The following is a 22,003-nucleotide window of genomic DNA, read 5'->3' as shown; positions in this document are numbered from 1 at the left end:
GCGCCGTTCACGGAGTATCCGGCAGAAGGCTGCGGTGTCCCTGCCGACCGGCGGGTGATACCCCGCCGTGTGGCTGGAGCTGCCGTTCGCCGTGCCGTCGGGACTCCGCGTGGCTTTAGGGTCGAGAGGGTCGTGTCGGTATGGTCCGGACGGCATGAACGCCGGATGGCATGACCGAAGGTGAGGCGGATCGCGCGTGATCCGGGTAGTGGTGGTGGACGACGAGGCACTGGTCCGGTCGGGGTTCGGTCTCATTCTGGGCGCGGCCGAGGACATCGAGGTCGTCGCGACGTCGAGCGGGGGCGAGGCCGTCGAGACCGTCCGCCGGGAGCGGCCCGACGTGGTGCTGCTGGACATCCGGATGCCGGACGTCGACGGGCTCACCGTCCTGCGCGAGCTGCGTACGATGCCGGAGGCGCCGGTGGTGGCGATGCTGACGACGTTCGACGCCGACGAGTACATCCTGACCGCGCTGAACTGCGGCGCGGCCGGTTTCCTGCTGAAGGACACCGAACCGGAGCAACTCGCCCAGCTGGTACGCACCTTGGCCGCGGGCGGTGTCGTACTGTCCCCCAAGGCGTCGCGCACCCTGCTGCGCGGCCACCCCGGCACCGAGGCGGCCGTCGACGAGGAGGCGGCCCGCGTCCGGCAGCTCACCGCCCGCGAGCGCGACGTTCTCGTCCTGGTGGCCGAGGGGCTGTCGAACGCCGACATCGGGGCACGTATCCACCTGGGTGCCGGCACGGTGAAGGACCACGTCAGCGCGATCCTCACGAAGCTGCGGGTGACGAGCCGGGTGCAGGCCGCGCTGCTGGCGCAGCGGGCCGGACTGCTCGACGAGCGCCCGCAGCCGGAGGCCACCCGATGAATCGCGCACGTGTCCTGTGGCAGCGTGTGCCCGCGCCGGTCGTCGACATCATCGTGGTGGCGTTGGCAGCCGTGGACGTATGGCTGAGTCTGTGGGACGCCACGCGAACCGATGTCGCGCTGGCCGCGCTCGGCTGCGCCGCGCTGGCCTTCCGGCGCAGGTTCCCGCTCGGCGTCTTCCTGCTCACCCTGCCCGTCGCGGTCACGCAGCCGGTCGCTGTCGCTCCGCTCGTGGCGCTGTTCACTCTGGCCGAACGCTGCCGCAACCGCCGTCTCCTCGCGGGGTGCGTCGCCCTGGCCGCCGTGGCGAGCAGCGTTCCGTGGCCCGCGGCTTTCACCGACGTCGGCCGGACCATGACGCTGATCGACTTCGTGTACAGCCTGGCGACCGCTGTCGCCCCGGTCCTCTTCGGTCAACTTCTCCAGGCACACCGGGACTTGGCGCGGCGGCTGGTCGAGATCGAGGAGGCCAGGGAGTACGAGCGGTCCCTGCACGCCCAGGCCGTGCTCGCCCGCGAACGCGCCCAACTGGCCCGCGAGATGCACGACGTGGTCGCCCACCAGGTCAGCCTGATCGCCGTACAGGCCGGAGCCCTCCAGGTCGCAGCCGGGGACGCGGACGCCAAAGAGGCCGCCCGCACGATCCGTTCGCTGAGCGTCACCACGCTCGACGAACTCCGCACCATGGTCACCCTGCTGCGCGCCTCCGGCGGCAACGCCACCGAGCTGACCCCTCAACCCACCCTGGCCGACCTGCACAAGCTCCTGGAGTCCAGCGGCACGCACACCGAGCTGAAGGGCGAACTCCCGCCCACGGTGGGCACACCCGCCCAACGCGCCCTCTACCGCACGGTCCAGGAGGCCCTGACCAACGCCCGCAAACACGCCCCCGGCGCCACGGCCCACGTCGAACTCTGGCAGGACGGCGACGACGTAGGCGTAACCATCACCAACACCCCACCCACCCGCCCCTCCCTGTCCCTCCCAGGCTCCCAACACGGCCTGGTCGGCCTACGAGAACGAGCCGACATCCTCCACGGCACCCTGGACTCGGGCCCAACCCCGGAGGGCGGCTACCGGGTGCGGTTGCGGATCCCCTTGAGCGCGGACTGACGGACCCGGGCCTCCGCCTACCGCGCAACCCGTGGAGCGAGCCCGCGCTCCAGCCGGGCCAGCGCTACCTCACCGCCGCAGCCGTCCGTCACCCGGTCGACCTTCAGCCTTCAGCCCGAGTTCCCGCAGGCGGTGCACGGCCTCCGTGAGAGGCCCGTGCGCACCAAGCAGGCCTCTGGTGGCAACCAAGCGCTCGCCAGGGCTGCAGCCCAACGCCCGGACAGTCTCGGTCAGTTGATCGGCAGCCTCGCGGACTTCCAACGACGAGCCTGCGGCCACAGCCTGTCGGCAGCTTGAGTACCCGCTGAGTAGTCGAGCTCATGTGCCCGTCCGCGCGCCCGCAGGACGCTTACACCATGAAACTCACCCGCAACGTCAAGCCTCATGATCTGGCCGGCGGGCCCGGGGCGATCGCTGCCGCCGTCAGGGACGGCGTCGATGCTGCGCGCGGCTACTCGTCCCGCGCTGGTGGCACAGCCTTGCTGTCGTGCAGGGGGGTGGCGGAGAGGTCCCTCTGGTCGTTCTGGCCGAAACGAGTCCACAGCGCAGCCGATACGAGCAGGGCGAAGCCGAGGCTGACGAAAACTGCGTGCCCGCCGACCAGATCGAAGAGGAAGCCGGCGGACAGGATCCCGGCTGCGCTCACTACGCGGATGACGGCGTCCAGTTGACCGTTCCAGGTGCCGAGCACGGCGATCGGAGCGTGCAGCTGGACGACGAGGCCGGCGGATCGGAGATAGACGGTGAAGCCCAGGCCGAACAAGATCAGGCCGAGGGCCAGCGGCCATCGGGCGGAGCCGAGGAGCACTGCGGTCAGCGTGCCCACACCGGCAAGGGCTGGAGCCCAGCGCATGCTCGCGAAGATGCGCTCCGGTCCGGACTTGGCCACGACCAGTCCGCCGAGGAGGGCTCCGGCGGTGGAGAAGGCGAGGAAGGTGCCGGCCGCGGCGGCGGACATGTCCAGCGTCTCTCGCATGAGAGGGATCCACGAGAGGATCACCGTGGAGAGAGCCAGCACGGTCAGAGCGTGGAAGACGAGGTAGCGGTGCCAGGGCCGGCTGGACAGGATCGTGCCGGCCACCGCACGGCGTGACGGCAGGGCGCGAGGGTCGGCAGAGTCGTCCTCGGACTCTCGCTCCGCGGTGGCATCGGGCTTCGTTCGCAGTCCGGTGTGCCGCGCGACGGCCAGGACGCAGGCGAACAACGCCAAGGCGAGGATCTGAAATCCCGCCGCAGCGATCAGTCCGCGGGCGCCGGGCAGCAGGGAGATGACCAAGCCTGCGACGACGGGAGAGAGGATCTCGCTGGCGGAGCGGGCGGTCGCCCCGATGCCTTGGACCTTGACCAGGGTGTGGGCGTCCACGAGCCGCGGCAGCAGCACGAACAGCGCCATCTCACCGACCTGGTGGATGAAGTCCACTGCTGCGGCCGCGATCACGATCGTCCATAGGTGCGACGACAGGAACGACGAGCTCAAGCCGATCAGAACGAAGATGCCGATCTTGGCGAGGTAGGAGACGACAAGGACTTGCCCCGCGTCCCGTCGATCCAGCAGCGGGCCGATGGCAAGGGAGGCGACGACTTCGACGCCGTATCCCACGCAGTACACGATGCCGATCGTGCTGACCAGGCCGGACAGGTCCAGCGCCAGGTTCGCGAAGGCGATGTCGTAGACACCCTCACTCATCGCCGCGGCGAGGGTGAGGGCCACATAGAGCGCCAGCATTGCGCCCAGCCATCGGGGCCAGGCCGGCGCCTGCTTCTTCGTCTGTGTGGGCTGCTGCGATGTATCGGTCACCGATAGGCCAACTCTCGTACGACATCGTCGCTCAGCACGTCGCCGGGCGGATCGAAGCTCGGCAAGGGCCCGCCTTCGGGAACGGGTACGAAGAGCTGCGGCAGCCCCGACCGCGCATTATGCACATCGAACTCGACCCGGTAGTGCAGAAATCCGCCACCGCGGGCCCGCATCATGACCCCTGGTTCGATCCGCACCACGGTGCGGGGGTCGGAGGGGAAGGGCAGGACTTCTTCGGCGCCGAACGTCGGCGAGTCGGTACGCCGGTCGACGAGGTGCAGTTCCACCTCAGGGCTGTCATACAGCAGCGGCGAGAGCCGCAGGGTGAGGTTGGGGTGCACGCTGTAGTACCCCGGCCACTCGGCTGTGCAGGGGAAGACCATGGTGTCAGCCAGGCCGCTGGAGACGTTGGCGCCGATGCCGAACGAGTCGTCACGGATGGCCTGGTAGGAGCCGACCTCGGCGGACACGGTGGCGAGCTTTGAGGTGGGCAGGTCCGGCTGGGCGAGAGCCCGGTCGACGAAGTACCGCATCTCCTGGTCACCGATGGTGGCCGTACCCAGCACTCCCTGCTCGGTGGCACCACCCTGCCAGCTGCGGGACACGGCCTTGGAGATCAGGAACTGCGCGGGGGAGGGAAGCTCGGTCGTGTTGGCAATGACCTCGGGCCGCGAGGAGCGCATCTCCGTGACCGAGTAAGTGGCGTTGTCCTCAAGCGGGTTCCAGGGGGAGGAGGAGTCCTCCGGGGCCAGGACCGAGTAGTCGTTGCGCGTGGTGACGCAGCCGAGGTTTTCGAACCAGTGGGCGTAACCAGGAGGAATGGCCAGCACACAAGAGCCGTCCGTCGGCACATCGACTTCCAGCTTCCGGTCGTACTCCGGAGAATTTGCGCGGCAGTCGTACATGTGAACCCTTACGGGCATGGCTCCGGTCTCGCCGTAGAAGGAGAGCCGGTCGTATTGCCCGAGGTGGATGGCGTACTCCTCGTACGCGAAGTGCGGGCTGTGGACCATGTAGTGGTAAGGCCGGTCGTTGCGTGACGAGCGGATGTGCCGCGCACCCGGGAAGCCGGCGTCCGGGCCGGTGGTGCGGGTCTTGGTCAGCATCAGCTGGGGCTTCGGGAGTGCGGGCATGCCGGTTCCTCCTGGACGTGCGCGCGGGTGGGTGCGCCGTGTTGGTGCACCCACCCGCGCACGGAGCGGGCTTACTGGACGGTCGTGACGGTGACGCCCGCCGGCAGGGCCGCTTTGAACTCGTCCAGGTTCTGGAAGGCCTGGCCGGTGATCTGTTCCTCGGTCTCCGGGTCGATCATCGACTTGGCGATCTTGCCGAGGACGCTGCGGAAGAGCACCGGGTTCTCGAAGTAGCCCTCCAGCGCGGAGTGGAGGCTCTCGAGTGCCGCGCGGCTGGCCGGGTCCGCGACGTCGGCGGTGATGGTCTCGAGCTCGGTCTTCCAGGCGGTGGCCTCGGTGGCGGTGATGGTCATGTCAGTCTTCCCTTCGGTTGGTGAGGGCGATTGCCTGCGCTTCCATTCGCGCGAGCGCGTGGAAGGCGGGCCCAGGCAGGTAGCGGTCGCTGTCCTGCGCAGGTCTGCTGGGGCCGATCTCGGATACGGCCGCGGTGGTGACGTCATTGCCGAGGCGGTGCTCGGGCCCCCAGGGGCGGTCGAGGAGCTCCATCTCGGCGCGGAGCCATATGCGGCCGTGTCCGATCAGCCGGTACCAGGTGCCGGGGGGAATCGCGACGCCGATCGTGGGGTCACCGAGGTCGATGACGAAGTGCTCGCCGTCGGCGTGCACGATCTCGATCTGGGCGTCAGTGCTGCCGGCAAGCCAGGTAAGGCGGCGGCGGGAGTGATCGTGGCGTACGAACTGATCGGGCGTGCCGTTCAGCTGCACTTCCCAGGCGTCCGAGGTGCAGGTGTCGGTCGAGGGCACCACGGTGAAGGATTCGGGGCCGGTCAGGACGAAGTTGTTCTCGCTGGCCAGGCCGTGTGTGTCCTGCTTCATCTCAGCGACGCGCCAGTCCGGGCGAACCATGGCATAGGTGGTCTTGCCGCCGATGGAGACGCGGTAACGGGCGGCGTAGGCGTTGTGCGACAAGGCGTTGGTCCGCTGCGCCATGCGGGACATCAGCAGGTGGGCGGCCACCGGCAGTTGGTGGCGATTGGTCTGCACGATCGGGGCGGAGTCCGAGGAGCGGGAGAAGGAGATCAGGTCGTTGTCCGGCTCCCAGTGGGGGTTGGCATCCGCGTACCACACGGGCTCATCGCGGGTGACGACACCGCCGAGGCCGTCGAGGGTGTGTGCCACGCCCTTGGGGATGATGAGCACGCGATAGGGCGACACCGCCAGCTCGATGGTGATCTCAGCACCGGGCTGGTCCACGTCCTCGCGGCAGTCGATGAGGTGGACGCTGATCTGCTGGCCTTCGCCGAAGAACGTGAGCCGGTCGTCCTGGCCGACGTGGATGCCGTAGGTGGAGTAGGTGAACTCCTGCTCGTGGGTGACGTAGTCGGTGATGCCCGGTCCTGTGGTGATGCGGGTAATCCGGGTTACCCCATTGGTGCCGTCCCCTTCGGTGACATTCGTGCTCTCCAGCCGGACACCCGGGAGGGGGAAGTCCAGGTCATTTACCTCGTCGGGGACCTGGAAGGTTCCGATGTGACGTCGCTCGACGGAGTGGTCGAGTGCGGGTGGTGCGCCGGCTGTTTCGAGCATGGGTCGAATTCCTTTCTCGGATCGGTCGGGCTGTGATGCGCAGCGGCATGGAGGAGGTCTTGAGGGCCTGTCAGATGGACAGCTGCCAGGAGGCGAGTGCTGGCTCGTGCGAAAGGGCTCGTTCGCAGACGGCGCGGGCGGAGAGCAGGGCGTTGGCTTCGCACTCCGCAAGGACGAAGAAGACGAGGTCAATGTGGCCCTGGTGAGTCCGCGCCCAGACGTGTTCGACGCCGTCGGCGGGTGTGCATTGCGCCATGAGGACTTCGGAGGGCTTGTCCGGGGTCTTGGGCGCCACGGGCGGATGGACCAGCCGCATCGTGATCATGTGCATCACAGTCTCCCGGAGTGTGCCCGCCGGCTGGATCCGGGCACGGCATGTCAGGCGGCCCTCTCCGCTCCGTCGGTGTCCTGCGGGGCACTCCAGCCATACCCGTCGCCGGCCACCACACGCTGGGTGTCCGCTACTTCGAGGGCAGCGACCGGGGCGGTCCCAGCTGCGGTCAGGAGAACGACAGATGCGATCACCACGGCGGCGACTCGGGACATGGCAAACTCCACCCTTCAGTGACAGTTGGATTACGAAGAATTTCCGCTCCGCCCGAGAATCAGGTGTTGCGGCCGATGACGTAAGACTCACCCATGGGCACCAGCCGTGTCACTGGTTGGTCACTGTCCGCAAGGTGCTTGGCACCTTGGAGCCACGAGGTTCGTAGACGCACTGGCCAAGACCCTGTAAAGCGGAAGGGAGACTTCCCCGGCCCCGTATGTCAATCTTCTTCAGTCCGCAGAACTGACTCACGGGGGTGTCATGCTGCAGTTACTCGGGTTGTCCTCGAATGCGGAAGCTGTCTACCGAGCCGCGCTTCAACACCGAGACCACGGAGTGGCCGCGCTAGCCACGGACACCGGGCTGTCAGACCCCGAAGTGCGGGCTGCGCTGGACGAACTGGCCGAACTGGCATTGCTCAAGCCCTCCGCTCAGTTCGACGGAAAGCTTCGGCCGGTAAGTCCCGACGTGGGACTGGCAAAGCTGCTCGCCTCGGCCGAGGCATGCCTGGCATCACGACAAGTGGAAGTTGAAGAAGCCCGCGCGGAGATAGCCTCCATAACCGCCGAGCATCACAGCGCCTGGCCTATTGACGGAGCGATTCGGCACGACGGGCTGGATGCCATCCGGACCCGTCTTGAGGAGCTGCAGCGCACCACGGAGTTCGAGTGCCTCTCTCTCAACCCCGGCGGCGCCCATCGGCCCGAAGCCCGCGAGGCTGCCGCGTCACTCAACGAGGAGGCCCTCGCGCGGGGTGTCACGATCCGCGCGGTCTGCCGTGACAGCTTCCGCAACGACACCGAAACGCTCACCTACGCCCGCCGGCTCGTAGAGCTCGGCAGCGAGATGCGCACCGTGCCGACCGTCCCGATCCAGATGGTCATCGTTGACCGCAAGATCGCAGTGGTGCCGGCCCAAGCCGACAACCCCCGCGCTGCTGCCCTGGAAGTGCGCAGTCCCGGCATCGTGGCGGCGCTGCACGCACTCTTCGAGCAGGTCTGGGAAGTCGGACTGCCCTTCGGTCAGCAAATCCCGCGGGACCAGGACGGTTGCACCCCAACAGAAAGAGAACTGCTGCGGATGGCCGCTGGCGGCGACACCGACGAGGCCGCAGCCCGGAGACTCGGGGTATCTCTACGAACCGTCCGCCGCATGATGGCTCATCTGATGGAGCGGCTGGATGCCGCCAGCAGGTTCCAAGCCGGCGTTAACGCGACAAAGCGCGGGTGGCTGTAGTGCTGTCCGACAGTTCGCCGCCGAGCAGCTCAGGTAGGCCTCGGAGTCCCAGCTCAGACACCAGGAAACAAGTAACTCGCTGGTAGCCCTTGGTGGCCTCCTCCGCCCCACCGTCTACCGGCACCCCGCTGGCTCTTCCCCGGCTGCCGGGCGGACCCAGGGTGAGTCGCAGAGCGTGAGCGCTTCGCCTGCTCGTGTTCACGCAGTGCTCGTTTGAGCTCCTGAAGGACATTCTCCCGCCATGTGTTCACGATGTGTGCGCCAGGGGTCATGGGACCGCGGTGCCAGTACGCCAGGTGAAGTCACAGCATCCGAATGAGTTCCCTGATGCCTCGTGCGCTCAAGTACTCCGCATCATCCGCCCATTCCGCCCTCACCACCGCCGGGCGTACCCCCTCGACCCGCAGTCGCATCCACTCCTCGAAGTACGCGCCGCCCGGACCGGACACGGAACGGGTCGCGGGAGTGCAGTCCAGGACCAGGGCGGTGTCGCGGGGCTGCGCCCGGTGCGAGCCGGTGCGCAGCTTCGCCGCCGCGTCCGCGAAAGCCGAGGCGATCGGCTTCGCGCGGCCCGTGGAGTCGAAGAGGCCCAGGGTGTACTCCAGTTCCGGGAAGTCGGTCAGGGAGCGGTCCACGTCGTGGGAGCACCACCAGGTCACCCCCCACAGGTCGGTGCAGTCGGCCGCGTTGAGGACGGTCGCGCGGGCGAAGTCCGGGGCGTCGGACGCGGGGATGTGCGGCTCGGACGCTCCGGTCTCCTGGACCCAGACCGGGCGGGCCGGTTCGGTGGCGTACGCCTTGGCGAGTTCGACTCCGTACTCGGCGAGGTGCTGGACCTGCGGGGAGCGGGGTCCGTAGCGGCGTGCGCAGTCCGCGGAGAACACCCAGGGGTGGACGGTGGTCAGGTCGCCCTTGCGGGCGGAAGCCTCGGGGGTGAAGGGGTGGTCGTCGCCGTACCAGGCGGCGTCGTAGGCGGAGTGGGTGACCAGGCCGCTTGCGCCGAGTCCGGAGCGGGCGGCGGTCAGCAGAGTGTCGAGGTAGTGGTCGACCTGGTCGGGTGTGACGGGGTTGTGTTCGACGAGGTTGTTGAGTTCGTTGCCGAGCTGGAGGCCGAGGAGGTTGGGGCGGTCGGCGAGGGCGCGGCCCAGGACCCGTAGCAATTCGGCCTGGGCCTCGATGGCCTCGGGGTCGGTGAACACATTGCGGTAATGCCAGCTACGGGTCCACTCCGGGTAGAAGTCGAAACTGGACAGGTGGCCCTGGATACCGTCCACGAGAACGTCGAGACCGGCCTCGGCAGCCAGGTCGACCAGGCGCACCAGCTGGTCGACGGCGGCGGTGCGGATGAGCGTGCGGTTGGGCTGGAGGAGCGGCCAGAGGTGGAAGATCCGTACGTGGTCGAGGCCCAGGTCGGCAATCTGCGCCAGGTCCTCGCGTGCGTGCGCCGGGTCGAAGTCGTGCCAGGAGTGAAACCAGCCGCGTCGGGGGGTGTAGTTGACGCCGAAGCGCAGGTTCGCGGGCGCGGTGGGAGTGTTGATGAGGACCTCCTCCTGGTCGGGCCCGCCGGGGCGCGTCAGGCCCCGCAGGGACCCGTCGGCCCTCGTCGGACCTTGTCTGTGGCGAATGTATCAACCACCATGGTCGCCAATGAACAATGATTTGAACCAGGATTTCGTGGTCGGCCTGGACGCCGGCGGCACCCGTACGCGCGCCGTCCTGGCGTCCGTGCGCGACGGCCGCCCACGGGGTGAGGGCGCCGCCGGGCCGGGCAACGCCCTGACCGTCCCGGTTCCTCAGCTCACCGACCACCTCGCCGAGGCGATCGCGGAGGCCGTGCCGGAAGCGCTGCGCGGCCGAGTGGTGGCGGTGGCGGGCGGTTTCGCGGGCGCTTCACGGACCGCCGCGGACGAGCCCGGCCGCCTCAACGCCCACTCCGCCCTCACCTCGGCGCTCCGCCGGCTGGGCATCACCGCCGCATCGGTCGAGATCTACAGCGACATCGAGGCCGCCTTCGCCTCCGCACCCGGCACCCCCGCGAACGGCCTCGCCCTGGTCGCCGGCACGGGCGCGGTCGCGGCCCGCATCACCGACCACCGCTGCACGGCCACCGTGGGCGGCGACGGCTGGCTCCTCGGCGACGACGGCAGCGGCTTCTGGATCGGGCGCGAGGCGGTGCGTTCGGCGCTGCGTATGGCGGATGGGCGGGGTGGTTCTACGGTGCTGGCGGCGCTGGTCGGCCGGGAGTTCGGGCTTCCGGACGAGGTGGTGCCGGGCGGCGGCGCGAAGGGGCCCGCCTTCGCGTCACGGGAACAGCGCGAGGCGTACCGCATGCGGCTGCTGCCCGCCGTCATGGCCGAGCCCCCGATCCGGCTCGCCGGGCTCGCGCCGCTGGTGAGCGAGGCGGCTCGCGGCACGGATGCCGTCGCCATGGCCATTCTCCGCGAGGCGGCCGGTCAACTGACCGAGACGGTACGTGCGTTGGGCTGCCGACCAGGGGAACGGCTGGTTGCCACCGGCGGGTTGCTGGGCACGGGCGGGCCTCTTACGGAGGCCGTGCATCGTCGCCTGGAGGAGTTCGGGTTGGAGGTCGACCGGGTGACGGACGGCTGTGGCGGTGCTGTGGCGCTGGCCCGCTTGGAGTGGGAGCTCGACCCGACAACGAAGCGGCCAGCCTCATGCTGAGGCCCGCCCAGATCGTCCTCTATCGCGACCCCGCCGCCCCCATAGAAGCCCGCGTCCGCGACCTGCTGGGCCGGATGACCCTGCGAGAGAAGGTCGGGCAGCTCAACCAGCGGATGTACGGCTGGAACGCCTACCGCCGCACCCCCTCCGGCTTTGAACTCACCGAGGCGCTGTACGCCGAAACCGAGCGCTTCGCCGGACTCGGTGCCCTCTACGGACTGTTCCGAGCCGACGCCTGGTCGGGTGTCGACCACGCCACCGGAGCGGGGGCCGCGGACAGCGCGGCGCTCGCCGATCTGGTGCAGCGCCATGTCGTCAGCGCTAGCAGGCTCGGCATACCCGCCCTGTTCGTCGAGGAGGTCCCCCACGGTCACATGGCTCTGGACGGCACCGTCTTCCCGGTGAACCTGGCCGTCGGCGCCACTTGGGATCCCGAGTTGTACGAGCAGGCCGCGGCCCACGCCGCAGCCGAACTCCGTTCACGCGGCGCCCACTTGGCGCTCGTCTCCGCACTGGACATCGCCCGCGACCCCCGCTGGGGCCGCACGGAGGAGTGCTTCGGCGAGGACCCGTACCTCGCCTCTCGGCTCACCGAGGCACTCGTACGCGGCATGCAGGGGAGGAACCCCGGCGAACTCTTCGCCCCAGATAAGGCCCCCGTCGTGCTGAAGCACTTCGCCGGCCAGGGCGCCACCATCGGCGGCCGCAACTCCGCCGAGTCCGAACTCGGCCCCCGCGAACTCCACGAGATCCACCTCCCGGCCGCTCGCGCCGGTGTCCGGGCCGGAGCCGCCGCCGTCATGGCCGCGTACAACGAGGTCGACGGCATGCCCTGCTCCGGCAACCGTGCCCTGCTCACCGAACTCCTCAGGGAACGCTGGGGATTCGAGGGCCTGGTCATGGCGGACGGGTTGGCGGTGGACCGGCTGGCACGCATCACCGGCGACAAGGTCTCCGCCGGCGCTCTCGCCCTTAACTCCGGTGTAGACCTGAGCCTGTGGGACGAGGGCTTCACGCACCTGGAAGAGGCGGTCGAGCGTGGCCTCCTACGCGAGGAAACCCTGGACGCGGCCGTCACCCGCGTCCTCCACCTGAAATTCCGCCTCGGCCTCTTCGAACGCCCCTATGCGGCAGACCAGTTGACCTCCCCTCCCACAGCCCTGGGCCGGGATCTAAGCACCGCCCTCGCCCGAGCCGCGGTCACCCTCCTCCACAACAACGGCGACGTCCTCCCGATCCCCCCGACCGCGACCCGTATCGCCGTCCTGGGCCCGCACGCCGCCACCACCGCGCACCAACTCGGCGACTACACGGCCCCGCAACGCCCCGGCACCGGCGCCAGCGTGCTCGACGGACTGCGGCGCCTCGCCCCGCCCGCGGTGGAGATCACCCACGCCCGCGGCTGCGCCCTCACCGGCGGCGACACCTCCGGGATACCCGAAGCCGTCGCCCTCGCCGACGCCGCGGACCTGGCCGTGCTGGCGCTCGGCGGCAGCAGCGCCCGTACCCCCGAGACCGACTTCGCGGCCAACGGGGCCGCCCAGCAGGCCAGTTCGCAGATGACCTGTGGCGAGGGCGTCGACCTCGCCGGGCTCCGGCTCGGCGAGGCGCAGTACGAGCTGTTGCGCGCCGTCTCGGCGACCGGCACCCCCGCCGTGGTCGTCCTGGTACAGGGACGCCCACACGCCGTCCCGGAGGCGGCGGACCTCGCAGCGGCCCTGCTCACCGCCTGGTACCCGGGCCCCTGGGGAGGAGCCGCGATCGCCGAGGTCCTGCTCGGCCACGCGGAACCGACCGGCCGCCTCCCCGTCTCCGTCCCCCACTCGGCGGCCCAACTCCCCGTCTACTACAACCACAAGGACACCGAGTACGGCACCTACGTGGACGAAAGCGCCGACCCGCTGTACTCCTTCGGGCACGGACTCTCGTACACGAGCTTCGCGTACGGCCCGCCACGCCTATCGGGACGGGAGGGGCACACCGTCGAGGTCGACGTCACCAACACGGGGGAGCGGCATGGGCGTACGGTCGTCCAGGTCTACGTCCGGCGGCTGCTGACCCCCGTCTGGCCGCGCACCCTCGAACTGCGCGCTTTCCGCTCTCTCGACCTCGCTCCCGGGGAGTGCCGTACCGTCACGTTCCCCCTCGGCGCCGACCAACTGGCCCAGGTCGGCGCCGATCTGGAGACCGCCGTGCTGCCCGGCACGCTGGAGGTCCGGATCGCCGAGTCGGCCCGGGCCGCGCTGACCGCGGTACCCGTCCTGTTCCGCGTGGATCAGAACTTCACCGCTCCCGACGCGACGCCCTTGTAGAACCACCGTTGTGTGATGGCGAACAGCACAAGCACCGGAATCAGGGAGATCACCGACCCGGCCATCACCACCCGCTGGTCGTAGCCGAACGACGAGGTCTGCAGCCGGGCCAGTCCCAGCGTGAGGGTGAAGTTCTCCTCGGAGCGCAGCACGATCAGCGGCCACAGGAAGTCGTCCCAGGCGGCGATGAAGGTGTTGATGGCGACGACCGACATCGCACCGAAGGCGCTCGGCAGGTACAGAAGCCGGAAACGCTGCCACTCTCCCGCCCCGTCGAGCATGGCCGAATCCTCGAGCTCCCGGGGGACGGCGAGGAATGCGGCCCGCATGATGAGGACATTGATGGCGCCGACGAAGCCCGGGAGCCATACGCCCGCCAGGCTGTCCACCAGCCCCAGGTCCCTCACACTCAGGAAGAGGGACACCATGATCGCCTCGAAGGGGAACATCATCGATGCGACCAGCAGGATCCAGACCGACTTTCGGCCCCGCCACGCCGGCTTGGAGAGCATGTAGCCCGCCATGGTGGAGAACAGCAGCTGGCTGACGAGGGACAGCACCACCACGATCATGCTGTTCCTGATGTACGTCGCCACCGGCACCTGGGCGAAGACCTGCTCGTACGCCCGCAGCGTCGGGTGCTGTGGCAGGAGGGAGGCGTTCGCGCCGAAGACGTCCTCCGTCGTCCCCTTCAATGAGGTCAGGAATTGCCACAGCAGTGGGCCGACGGTGATCGCCAGCACGAAGAGCAGCAGGAGATAGCGGACCACGAGTTCGCGGGGGCGTCCGTAGTCCCGCCAGCGGAAGCGCCCCCGCGCGGACCGCGGGGCGGCCGGGGTGCTCGGCGTGCTCGAGGCGGTCGGGGTGCTCGTGGTCATTCCTCATCCCCCCTGGTGAGGCGCTGCGCCAGCAGTGTGAGGCCCAAGGTCAGTACGAACAGAGCGACGCTGACCGCGGCGCCGTACCCGGCGTTGCCGCTCAGCGGATCGAGCCCGACGTCGCGGATGTAGAAGGGCAGCGTGCGGGCCTGGCCGCCGGGGCCGCCGGTGGGGCTGCCGAGCATGTAGATCTCGGTGAACACCCGCAGCGAGCCGATGCCCGTCAGCACGCCGACCAGCAGCATCGTCTGCCGCACGCCCGGCACGGTGATGTGCCAGAAGCGCCGGACAGCGCCCGCGCCGTCCATGGCCGCCGCCTCGTGCAGGTCCTGCGAGACGTTCCCCAGGGCTGCGAGGTAGAAGATCATGTACCAGCCGAGCCCCTTCCACAGCGTGAGGCCCATGGCGGACAGCAGGATCAGCCACGGATCGGACAGGAAGGGTATGGCCTCCCTGATCAGATGCCCCTTCTGCAGCCAGGTGTTGACCAGTCCCTCGTCCTTGAGCAGCCACTGCCAGCTCAGTCCGACGACTACGCTGGAGGCGATCACCGGCGTGTAGAAGGCGGACCGGAAGAACCCGATGCCGGGCAGCTTCTTCTCCACCAGCACCGCGAGTAGCAGCGGCAGCAGCACCATCAGCGGCACCACGATCACCGCGTACAGCACGCTGTTGCGGGTCGCCAGCCAGAAGTCGTCGTCGCCGAGCATTCGGGTGTAGTTGGACAGCCCGACGAAGTTCGCCGCGCCGCCCAGCGGCTTGGCGTCGGTGAACGACAGCAGGAGGGTGTTGAGGAAGGGGAACACGCCGAAGCCCGCCGCGCACACGATGGCGGGGAGGGCCCACACCCAGGGCAGCCACCAGCGGCGGTACAGGGCGGCGCCGTTGGCGCCCGGCGCGGGCCCGGGCCGCAGCGCCCGGCCCAGACGCCGCAGCCGGCCCGGGGCCGGGCCCGGTGCGGCGCTGCTCGCCCCACCTGGCCCGGCCGTCGGCTTCGCGGTCTGTGTCGCTGCCATCAACTGCCCTGCGTCAGCAGCTCGTTGGCCTTGTCCTGGGCGTCCTTGACCGCCTGTTCGGGGCTCTTCTTGCCCTGCATGGCCAGCTGCACCTGGGACACGATCGCGTTCCGCTGCGGGTCGGAGAGGACGATCTCGTCAGCGGTGGCGGTCTTGAGCTGCTCGGCGACCACCTTGCGGGCCTCGGCGAAGGGGTCGTCTCCGGTCACCGTGGTGAAGAACGGGTCCTCCAGCGACTCGGTGGTCGTCGGGAAGATCACGACGTTCGGGTCCTTGCACCAGGCCGTCTGGTTCTCCGCGTTGGTGAGGAACTTCGCGAACGCCAGCGCGGTGGGTGCGTTCTTGCTGGTCGCGGGGACGGAGATGTACTGCGGGGCGCCGGTGGTGTGGCCGAGCTTGTCGAACGGGTACTGGCCGACGCCGGTCTTGGCGTAGACCGAGGGGCTGTTCTGCTTCACGAAGCGCACGAAGCTGGGGTTCGTCGATCCGTAGGCCACCTGGCCGTTGCTGTAGGGCGTGGAGGGGTCGTCGCTGGACGACAGCGAGTCCTTCGGCATCGCGCCTCCCTGATACAGCCTCTTCATCCAGGCGACCCACTCGGTGGTCCTGGGGTCGTCGGCGAAGACGAAGGACTTGCCGTCGTCGGAGTACACCTTGATGTCCATCTGCTGCCAGTCGGCCGGGAGGCGCCAGATCGGGTTGGCCATCGTCGCGTAGTACTTGCCCTTGGCCGATTTGGCGATCTTCTCGTAGTCCTCGAACAGCCCGAAGAGGGTCGTCGGCGGCTTCTCGGGGTCGATACCGGCCTTCTCCAGCATCTCGGTGTTGTACGTCAGGTTGATTCCGCCGGTGTACCAGGGCAGCACGGTGTGGATGTCCTTGCCGGAGGCGTCCTTCAGGGCGCTGGAGTCCCAGAACGCCTTCACGAAGGGCTTCGACGCATCGGGGTCCTTCTCGTCGAGGTTGAGCAGGTAGCCGGACTTGGTGAGGGCCGTCGCGGTGACCTTGTTCAGGTTGATCACGTCGGGCAGCGTGCAGGCCTGCGCGTCCGCGACGTTCCGCTCGGTGAACTTGGCGTCGCCCGGGTCGTCGACCCACTTGACGGAGGTGCCGGGGTGTTCCTTCTCGAACGCCTTGATCACTCCGTTGAAGAACGTCCCGAAGTCTTTCTTCAAGTTGGTCGTCTGGAAGGTGATCTTGCCCTTGACGTCCCCGGTGAGCTTGCCGGAACCGACGTTGCCCTTGTCGACCTTGCAGCCGCCGGCGGTGGCCTCGCCGTCCCCGGAGCCTCCGGAGAGACCGCAGCCGGCCGTGGCCAGCGACAGGACGATGAGGCCGGCCAGGGATCCGGTGAGTCTTCTTGCGCGCATTTTTGCCCTCCTGCGACCAGGCTTCTGCTGGTTCAGTCGCTGGTTCAATTAACCAACTTGGACTCCGATTGATGAAAAGGTGGACCAAAATTCATCGGAGGTCAATGGGGTGCCGTGTTGCTTTTGGGTTCCGGCTCGTGGTCGCTGACGGTCGGATGCCGGGCGTCGGGTGTCGGGCGGGTGCCGGTCGGTGTCCGTCAGTTGCCTCGGTCAGTGGCGGTGCTCGTGGTCCGGGTGTGAGGGGTCGCCCGGGTGTTCGTGGCCGGCGGCGTACACGACGTCGGCGCGGGCTCGGTCCAGCCAGGCGAAGAACGCGCGCCGGCCCGCCGCCTGCCGTAGCCTGTGGGTGATGCGCTCCCGTACGTCCGCGTACGGGAGGAAGTCCGCCGGTGCGGCGCCGCCGTAGGGGTCGACTCCTCGGCGCAGGGCGTCACGGGTGAGGAAGCGGTCCCGGTTGCGGTCGTAGTAGTCACGTACGGCTGCTTGGGAGACGTCCTGCTCGTCCGTGAGGCGGTCCAGGAGGGCGCGGGCGGCGGGGGAGTAGGCGAGTACGACTGCGACGATGCTTCCGAGGTCGGCGACGTCGGTTTCGTCCACGGTGAGCGCGTGGGGCTCCGCCCGGGCAGGGGGAGTGAGTCCGCGCTCGGCGCAGGCGCGGTGGGCTAGTTCGTCGGCTACGACGATTTGGGTGGCCCAGCGGCGGCGCTGCCGCTCGGCGATGGCGGTTTGAGACCTGCGGGCCGTCTGTGGCTGGTCGCGCAGTTCCCCGCGCCCCTGATGGGGCTCTGTGTCGCACCGGACTTTGTCTGCGCCGTTCGCTGCATCCGGACCGGGCACCCCGTCGCGCGGAGGTATTGCTCTCAGCAGCGTATCCACCCGCGCCGTAGCGATCGCCTCGCCCCCCGCCAACGCCGCGACCCCCTCCGGCAAGTGCCCATGCGTCACAGCGTCACCTCCAGCGGAACCGCCTCGGTATAAGCGACCTGCCCGTGCCACGCCACCTTCGCCAGCAGCCAGTACGAGCCCGGCGGCACCGCCCGGCCGTCCACCTCGATGGCGCACTCCGCCCTCTCCCCGGGGGCGACCGTGAACCCCTGGCAGCCAGGTCCCACTCCGGGCCACGTGCCCCACGAGGAAACGGCCCACACGGTGCCAGTGATCGGACCACGCGTCGTGTTGCGCACGCTCACCGGAACCCGCGCCCGCTCACCCCTGCGCACCCGTACCCGCTCAACTCCCAGCCGCGACACGAGAGTTGGGCCGGTACGCCCGTCCGGCTCGCCCTCCCGGACCTCGCCCGGTACATCGAGGGCCACGACATCCTCGTACACCTGCCTGCCGTACGACAGCCGCGCCGCGAGCCAGTGACGGCCGGGTACGGCATCGGGGGCGGGCGTCACCGTGCACTCGGCGAGGGTGAATCCGCCGGGGCCCAGCGCGTACGGCAGTCGGGCGGGCTCGGCGAGCCAGCCGGGCGGTACGTGCAGGGTCACGTCGCCCGACACCGGTGCGTCGGTGAGTTCCGAGGCGATCCGTACGGTCGCGGTGACGGGCCGCCGCCTGTCGACGGTGAGTGCGCTCGGCGAGACGTACACGGTCACGGGCATGTTCCCGCGGGGTGCGGGGCCGGAGTTGTGCAGCCAGTACCGGGTGGGGACGGGCTGGGCGGGTTCGTACGCGGCGATCCCGGGCCCCTGCGTCGTACCGGGGGAGCCCGCGCCTGCCGGGTCGCCGGGCGTCGCCAGCACTGTCGCGACCTCGAACCCGGTCAGCCCCACGCCGAGGGCACCGTCCTCCGGGACCAGCGGCTCCCCCGGCGTCTCCAGGACATCTGCCCGCGAGCCCCCCGTCCAAGGCACCGGCCCGCGCACCCGCGCCCGCACCGGCCGGCCCGACACCTCGTGCATGCGCACCGCGACACCCCGCGCCGGGTCGGCCGGTGCCACACTGCCCCGAGCGAGCGGTGAGCCGATCGGCTTGAGGGCGTCGAGGAGTACCCGGCCCTCCGGCTCGAGCGCCAGCAGAGCCGTCCGCCTCGGCAGTACGGGGTCGTCCGCTGCCTGGCCTGGGGCCGTGCGCAACCGCGCCGTCAGCGGATGGTTGAACTCATGCCCCGCCTGCGGGAGTTGGAGCTCGCGCCAGTCGCCGTCGCCGCCCAGCACCGCGTACTCGAACGTGTGGGACCAGCGCTGGAGCTGGAAGGACGAGCCGTCGGGGGCGGTACGGCGCGGCGGGTCGATCCAGATGCCCGAGGGCCAGCCGGTGCAGGAGCGCATCAGGGACATGTAGAGATCGCCGGAGGAGGTGACCACGCAGCCCGGCGTGCCGCGGTTGAGGACGGCGAAGCTGCGGCCGTCCCAGGCGTCACCCGGTGGCAGGGCCTCTCCACCGCCGGCCGCGGTGGCCCGTATCGTCGCGTCCTCCAGGTCGGCCACCAGCTCGGCGACCGCCTTCGCGTCGTCCTCGGGGCGGGCGCCCGCGACCACGAGCAGCGGCAGCCGCTCCAGGTCACGCAGGTCCGCCCCCGGCACCCACTCCTCGCGCAGCCCCGCACGCGGCGCGACCCACACGATCGCCACGCCCCGCTCGGCCAGTTGGCGCCGCAGTTCGCGCCCGGCGGCGGGGTCCCAGCCGAGCGCCTCGGCGACCACAGCGTTGTGGTCGGGGGCGCCGACGGCGATACGGATGTCGGGGAGGTTGGAGTCGACCTCCAGGTCGCCGTAACGAGGACCGTCCGCGATCGTCGAGGTCGCCGTGACGCCCGCGCGGACGAGGGCCGCCGCGAGTGGAGCCCCGAGCTCACCGGCCTCGTCCCAGGAGCCGTAGATCAACTCGGCGACCCCGATCGACCGTTGCCCGAGCAACGCGCCCGCGTCGTCCCGCAGTTCGGTCCGCGCGGTGGAGCCGAGCCCGAACCACGTGTTGGCCGGGTTGTCCAACGTCCACGGGAACTGCTCGCTGTCCACGTCCACGAAGCCGAACCCGCGCCCGATCACCGCGTCCGCCACCTCATGCACCGGCAGCCCGCCCCGTACGTCCGACGGCCACCGCACCCGGATGAGCCGGTCGGCGCCGTCGTACCCGTCGATGGTGGTGGACACGTCCAGCCGCGCGACCCCCTTCCAGAGGCACAGCCGCTGCGTGTAGCGGAAGAGCCCGAGGTCCGCGGTGACGGTGACACGCGATCCGGCGGGGGAGTGCTCGACCCGTACGTCCGCGGTCACCTCGCCGCTGCGGGCGACGGTCGTGCCGGTCGGCGTGAGATGCCAGGGGCCCTCGCCGAAACGCGGGTGCCTCGGGTACTCCTCCTGCACGACCAGCTCGTTGCCGATGTCCCCGGCGCGCAGCAAGTCTCGGCCGCCCTCCGCCATCGCGCGCAAGCCGCTCACGCCCCCACCGCGCGCCGGGTCGACGGTCACCTCGTAGAACTCGTTGCGGATGGTCGTCCCTTCGCCCGGCGTCCAACCGGCCACGGAGCCCTCGGCGAGCGGCAGGGCGCGCAGGCCCATGCCCGGCACCTGCGGTACGACCACGCGGAGTTGGCCGTCGTCGTCGCGTACGGCGGGCAGCGGCAGACCCGTGTCGTCGAGCGGTACGAGACCCGGGTCGGCCACGGTGAGCACGTCGTTGCGCTCGCGGGTGGCGGCGTTGAAGACGACCAAGTCCGGTGTGCCGCCGGGGAGTTGGGCGACCCGCCGCGCCAGGGCGTCGGTCGCATCGGCATGCACCGTCCCGGCCAGGTCGTACAACTCCCGCCAGCCCGTCAGCAGATCGACATAAACCTGGTCGGACTCGGAGCCGGTGATGGCGTCGTGATGCGCGCCGTAGATCAGCTGCCGCCACGCCTTGTCGAGCGCCGCGTCCGGATACGGATGCCCGGTGACCAGCGAGGCGAGCGTCGCCCACGCCTCCGCGTCGGCGAGGAGCGTCTCCCCGTACCGCTGGGCCTGCTTGGTGTCGATGTACGAGACGTCCTTGCCGGTGTAGACGGGGTTCATGTCCCGCGTCTGCGGCGAGGCCTTGCGGCCTTCTTCGTCGAGCTGCGTGCGTACGGCGGCGAAGAAGTCCCTCGGGATGGCGCTGATGAAGCGGGGCCAGACGTAACGGGCGTTCCAGTTCCGGTGGATGTCCATCACCCAACGGCACGGCGGGGCGTAGTCCCCGCCGACCGGGAGCAGCACGTTGCGCGTGAGCGCGACTTGCTTGAGCCCCTTGAACAGTTTGTACGCGGCCTGCTCGGCCTTGGGGAGCGTGGGCGCGTTGTCGATCGCCCAGCCCGCCCCGTAGTGGTTGACCATGTAGGCGGTCAGCAGCCCGCGCCCCGAGGGGGCGATCCACGAGAACTCCGCCGGGAACTGCATCCGGTTCGGATCCCTCGGCTCCTCCCCGAAGACGGACAGCGTCGGCCCCCACTGGTGGAAGGGCCCGCGCGCCCATGAGCTGGAGCTCAGCCCCGCGTCCGCCATGAGTCCCGGGAACTGGGGATCGTGCCCGAAGGCGTCCAACTGCCAGGCGGTTTCCGGCGACGCGCCCATGATGGCTCGCTGGAAGCCGTCGCCGTACACGGCGTTGCGTATGGTCGCTTCGGCGCCGGTGAGGTTGGTGTTGGGCTCGTTGTACGTACCGCCCATGATCTCCACGCGACCGGTGCGGATCAGTTCGCGCAGAAAGGCGCGCTCTTCCGGGAAGGCGTCCCAGTACGGCTTGAGGTAGTCGACCTCCGCGAGCACGAAGGTGTACGCCGGATCGCGCCGCGCCAGATCGCAGTGGGCGCGGACGAGGCTCATGCCGGACTGGCCTCGCGAGTCGAAGGTACGGGCCGGGAGGCCGGTGGAGGCGGGGTCGTCGGCGACGTCCCAGGTCTCGGTGTACGCGGCCTGGGTGTTCCACCAGACGGGGTCGTAGTGGAAGTGGCTGACCATGAACATGGTCCAGCCGGGTTCGACGACGGTGAACTCGCTGGTGTGGTAGGCGAGTTGGTCTCCGTCGGCGGCTGTGATGGTGATCTCGCGACGGTCGCCGACGGGGAGATCGGTGACCACGGGGATCTCGGCGCTTACGGTGCCGTCCTCGGTGACGGTGGCCTGGCTCTCGCCGGTCACGCCGGGGCCCTCGACGGTGAGGCGGACAGTTCGGCCGGGGAGGTGGCTCAGCTCGACGGCAACCACCTGGCGCGGCTGCTCGGCGGTTCCGACGAAGAGCTCGGTCGACTCGACAGAGGTGACGCGCATGGGGCTCCTACGAGGGGGCTCGGGGGAGCCATATCCTGGCAGCGGGGGGTTGGTTCAAACAACCATGCGTAGGTGTTGTTGGTGGTTCATCCATGCAGGGCGCCTACGCGGCCTTGGCGATTCCCGGTGCGGTACGCGCCCGCTTGAGGGGCCGCAGGCCCCGATAGGGGCGCGGGGCTGTGACATTTGCGGCTCCGCCGCGTGGGCGCGACCAGCCCCCACCCACCCGCAGC

The 22,003-nt window shown here is 69.6% G+C and carries 17 protein-coding genes; 5 read left to right on the top strand and 12 right to left on the bottom strand.

All coding sequences use genetic code 11. From position 1 onward, the window contains the following. Window positions 1-196 precede the first annotated feature (196 nt). Both ACQEVY_RS10625 and ACQEVY_RS10620 read left to right on the top strand, forming a co-directional pair. The gene (locus ACQEVY_RS10625) at window positions 197-868 is read left to right on the top strand and encodes a response regulator (RefSeq protein WP_432947171.1); all 672 of its coding nucleotides are present in this window, start codon (window positions 197-199) and stop codon (window positions 866-868) included. After that, window positions 865-1,980, top strand: a complete 1,116-nt coding sequence (locus ACQEVY_RS10620) for a sensor histidine kinase (RefSeq protein WP_432947169.1) — start codon at window positions 865-867, stop codon at window positions 1,978-1,980. Before ACQEVY_RS10625 ends, ACQEVY_RS10620 begins: the two co-directional genes overlap by 4 nt. Before the next feature lie 451 nt (window positions 1,981-2,431). On the opposite strand, the gene ACQEVY_RS10615 is transcribed toward ACQEVY_RS10620, so the two are convergent. The 6 genes from ACQEVY_RS10615 to ACQEVY_RS10590 all read right to left on the bottom strand — a co-directional run bounded on the left by ACQEVY_RS10615 (window position 2,432) and on the right by ACQEVY_RS10590 (window position 7,044). Beyond that, window positions 2,432-3,778, bottom strand: coding sequence for an MFS transporter (locus ACQEVY_RS10615; RefSeq protein WP_432947167.1), 1,347 nt, complete (start codon window positions 3,776-3,778; stop codon window positions 2,432-2,434). After that, window positions 3,775-4,911, bottom strand: a complete 1,137-nt coding sequence (locus ACQEVY_RS10610) for a hypothetical protein (protein ID WP_432947165.1) — start codon at window positions 4,909-4,911, stop codon at window positions 3,775-3,777. The genes ACQEVY_RS10615 and ACQEVY_RS10610 overlap by 4 nt, the downstream gene beginning before the upstream one ends. Before the next feature lie 71 nt (window positions 4,912-4,982). After that, window positions 4,983-5,264, bottom strand: coding sequence for a hypothetical protein (locus ACQEVY_RS10605; protein ID WP_189325224.1), 282 nt, complete (start codon window positions 5,262-5,264; stop codon window positions 4,983-4,985). A gap of 1 nt (window position 5,265) precedes the next feature. Next, a complete protein-coding gene (locus ACQEVY_RS10600) occupies window positions 5,266-6,498 on the bottom strand; it encodes a hypothetical protein (RefSeq protein ID WP_432947163.1) in 1,233 nt (410 codons plus the stop codon). 70 nt (window positions 6,499-6,568) lie between these two features. Beyond that, window positions 6,569-6,823, bottom strand: a complete 255-nt coding sequence (locus tag ACQEVY_RS10595; RefSeq protein WP_432947161.1) for a hypothetical protein — start codon at window positions 6,821-6,823, stop codon at window positions 6,569-6,571. Window positions 6,824-6,876: 53 nt separating this feature from the next. Then, window positions 6,877-7,044: a hypothetical protein gene (locus ACQEVY_RS10590; protein ID WP_432947159.1), complete on the bottom strand. Its 168-nt coding sequence runs from the start codon at window positions 7,042-7,044 to the stop codon at window positions 6,877-6,879. Window positions 7,045-7,381: 337 nt separating this feature from the next. Between ACQEVY_RS10590 and ACQEVY_RS10585 the strand changes: the two genes are divergently transcribed. Then, entirely contained in the window at window positions 7,382-8,281 is a 900-nt protein-coding gene (locus tag ACQEVY_RS10585) for a LuxR C-terminal-related transcriptional regulator (RefSeq protein WP_432947157.1), read from the top strand. A gap of 302 nt (window positions 8,282-8,583) precedes the next feature. Here ACQEVY_RS10585 and ACQEVY_RS10580 read toward each other — a convergent pair whose 3' ends face one another. Then, window positions 8,584-9,819, bottom strand: a complete 1,236-nt coding sequence (locus ACQEVY_RS10580) for a glycoside hydrolase 5 family protein (protein ID WP_432955165.1) — start codon at window positions 9,817-9,819, stop codon at window positions 8,584-8,586. A gap of 109 nt (window positions 9,820-9,928) precedes the next feature. On the opposite strand from ACQEVY_RS10580, the gene ACQEVY_RS10575 reads away from it, so the two are divergent. Further along, window positions 9,929-10,963 (top strand): N-acetylglucosamine kinase, encoded by a 1,035-nt coding sequence (locus tag ACQEVY_RS10575; RefSeq protein WP_432947155.1) that lies wholly within the window; start codon window positions 9,929-9,931, stop codon window positions 10,961-10,963. Then, on the top strand, window positions 10,957-13,275 hold the full coding sequence (locus tag ACQEVY_RS10570) for a glycoside hydrolase family 3 N-terminal domain-containing protein (protein WP_432947153.1): 2,319 nt from the start codon (window positions 10,957-10,959) through the stop codon (window positions 13,273-13,275). Before ACQEVY_RS10575 ends, ACQEVY_RS10570 begins: the two co-directional genes overlap by 7 nt. Here the strand turns inward: ACQEVY_RS10570 and ACQEVY_RS10565 are convergent. The 5 genes from ACQEVY_RS10565 to ACQEVY_RS10545 all read right to left on the bottom strand — a co-directional run bounded on the left by ACQEVY_RS10565 (window position 13,239) and on the right by ACQEVY_RS10545 (window position 21,770). Beyond that, a complete protein-coding gene (locus tag ACQEVY_RS10565) occupies window positions 13,239-14,153 on the bottom strand; it encodes a carbohydrate ABC transporter permease (RefSeq protein ID WP_432947151.1) in 915 nt (304 codons plus the stop codon). The genes ACQEVY_RS10570 and ACQEVY_RS10565 overlap by 37 nt on opposite strands. Continuing rightward, window positions 14,150-15,169: a carbohydrate ABC transporter permease gene (locus ACQEVY_RS10560; protein WP_432947149.1), complete on the bottom strand. Its 1,020-nt coding sequence runs from the start codon at window positions 15,167-15,169 to the stop codon at window positions 14,150-14,152. Before ACQEVY_RS10560 ends, ACQEVY_RS10565 begins: the two co-directional genes overlap by 4 nt. Then, window positions 15,169-16,539 carry an extracellular solute-binding protein gene (locus ACQEVY_RS10555; protein ID WP_432947147.1) on the bottom strand — a complete coding sequence of 457 codons (1,371 nt, stop codon included), beginning with the start codon at window positions 16,537-16,539 and terminating at the stop codon, window positions 15,169-15,171. Before ACQEVY_RS10555 ends, ACQEVY_RS10560 begins: the two co-directional genes overlap by 1 nt. Before the next feature lie 210 nt (window positions 16,540-16,749). After that, window positions 16,750-17,136, bottom strand: a complete 387-nt coding sequence (locus tag ACQEVY_RS10550) for a hypothetical protein (RefSeq protein WP_432947145.1) — start codon at window positions 17,134-17,136, stop codon at window positions 16,750-16,752. Window positions 17,137-17,480: 344 nt separating this feature from the next. Continuing rightward, a complete protein-coding gene (locus ACQEVY_RS10545) occupies window positions 17,481-21,770 on the bottom strand; it encodes an NEW3 domain-containing protein (RefSeq protein WP_432947143.1) in 4,290 nt (1,429 codons plus the stop codon). Between the last annotated feature and the right edge of the window lie 233 nt (window positions 21,771-22,003).

This window comes from Streptomyces sp. CA-288835, assembly GCF_050936385.1.
Classification (GTDB): Bacteria; Actinomycetota; Actinomycetes; order Streptomycetales; family Streptomycetaceae; genus Streptomyces.
This window is presented reverse-complemented; position numbering and strand designations above follow the sequence as displayed.

Excerpts from the sequence above, each read along its gene's own strand:
- ACQEVY_RS10590 (WP_432947159.1), bottom strand. The coding sequence starts at position 7,044 with ATGTCCCGAGTCGCCGCCGTGGTGATCGCATCTGTCGTTCTCCTGACC.
- ACQEVY_RS10565 (WP_432947151.1), bottom strand. The coding sequence starts at position 14,153 with ATGACCACGAGCACCCCGACCGCCTCGAGCACGCCGAGCACCCCGGCC.
- ACQEVY_RS10610 (WP_432947165.1), bottom strand. The coding sequence starts at position 4,911 with ATGCCCGCACTCCCGAAGCCCCAGCTGATGCTGACCAAGACCCGCACC.
- ACQEVY_RS10595 (WP_432947161.1), bottom strand. The coding sequence starts at position 6,823 with ATGATCACGATGCGGCTGGTCCATCCGCCCGTGGCGCCCAAGACCCCG.
- ACQEVY_RS10545 (WP_432947143.1), bottom strand. The coding sequence starts at position 21,770 with ATGCGCGTCACCTCTGTCGAGTCGACCGAGCTCTTCGTCGGAACCGCC.
- ACQEVY_RS10560 (WP_432947149.1), bottom strand. The coding sequence starts at position 15,169 with ATGGCAGCGACACAGACCGCGAAGCCGACGGCCGGGCCAGGTGGGGCG.
- ACQEVY_RS10605 (WP_189325224.1), bottom strand. The coding sequence starts at position 5,264 with ATGACCATCACCGCCACCGAGGCCACCGCCTGGAAGACCGAGCTCGAG.
- ACQEVY_RS10620 (WP_432947169.1), top strand. The coding sequence starts at position 865 with ATGAATCGCGCACGTGTCCTGTGGCAGCGTGTGCCCGCGCCGGTCGTC.
- ACQEVY_RS10555 (WP_432947147.1), bottom strand. The coding sequence starts at position 16,539 with ATGCGCGCAAGAAGACTCACCGGATCCCTGGCCGGCCTCATCGTCCTG.
- ACQEVY_RS10570 (WP_432947153.1), top strand. The coding sequence starts at position 10,957 with ATGCTGAGGCCCGCCCAGATCGTCCTCTATCGCGACCCCGCCGCCCCC.
- ACQEVY_RS10575 (WP_432947155.1), top strand. The coding sequence starts at position 9,929 with ATGAACAATGATTTGAACCAGGATTTCGTGGTCGGCCTGGACGCCGGC.
- ACQEVY_RS10600 (WP_432947163.1), bottom strand. The coding sequence starts at position 6,498 with ATGCTCGAAACAGCCGGCGCACCACCCGCACTCGACCACTCCGTCGAG.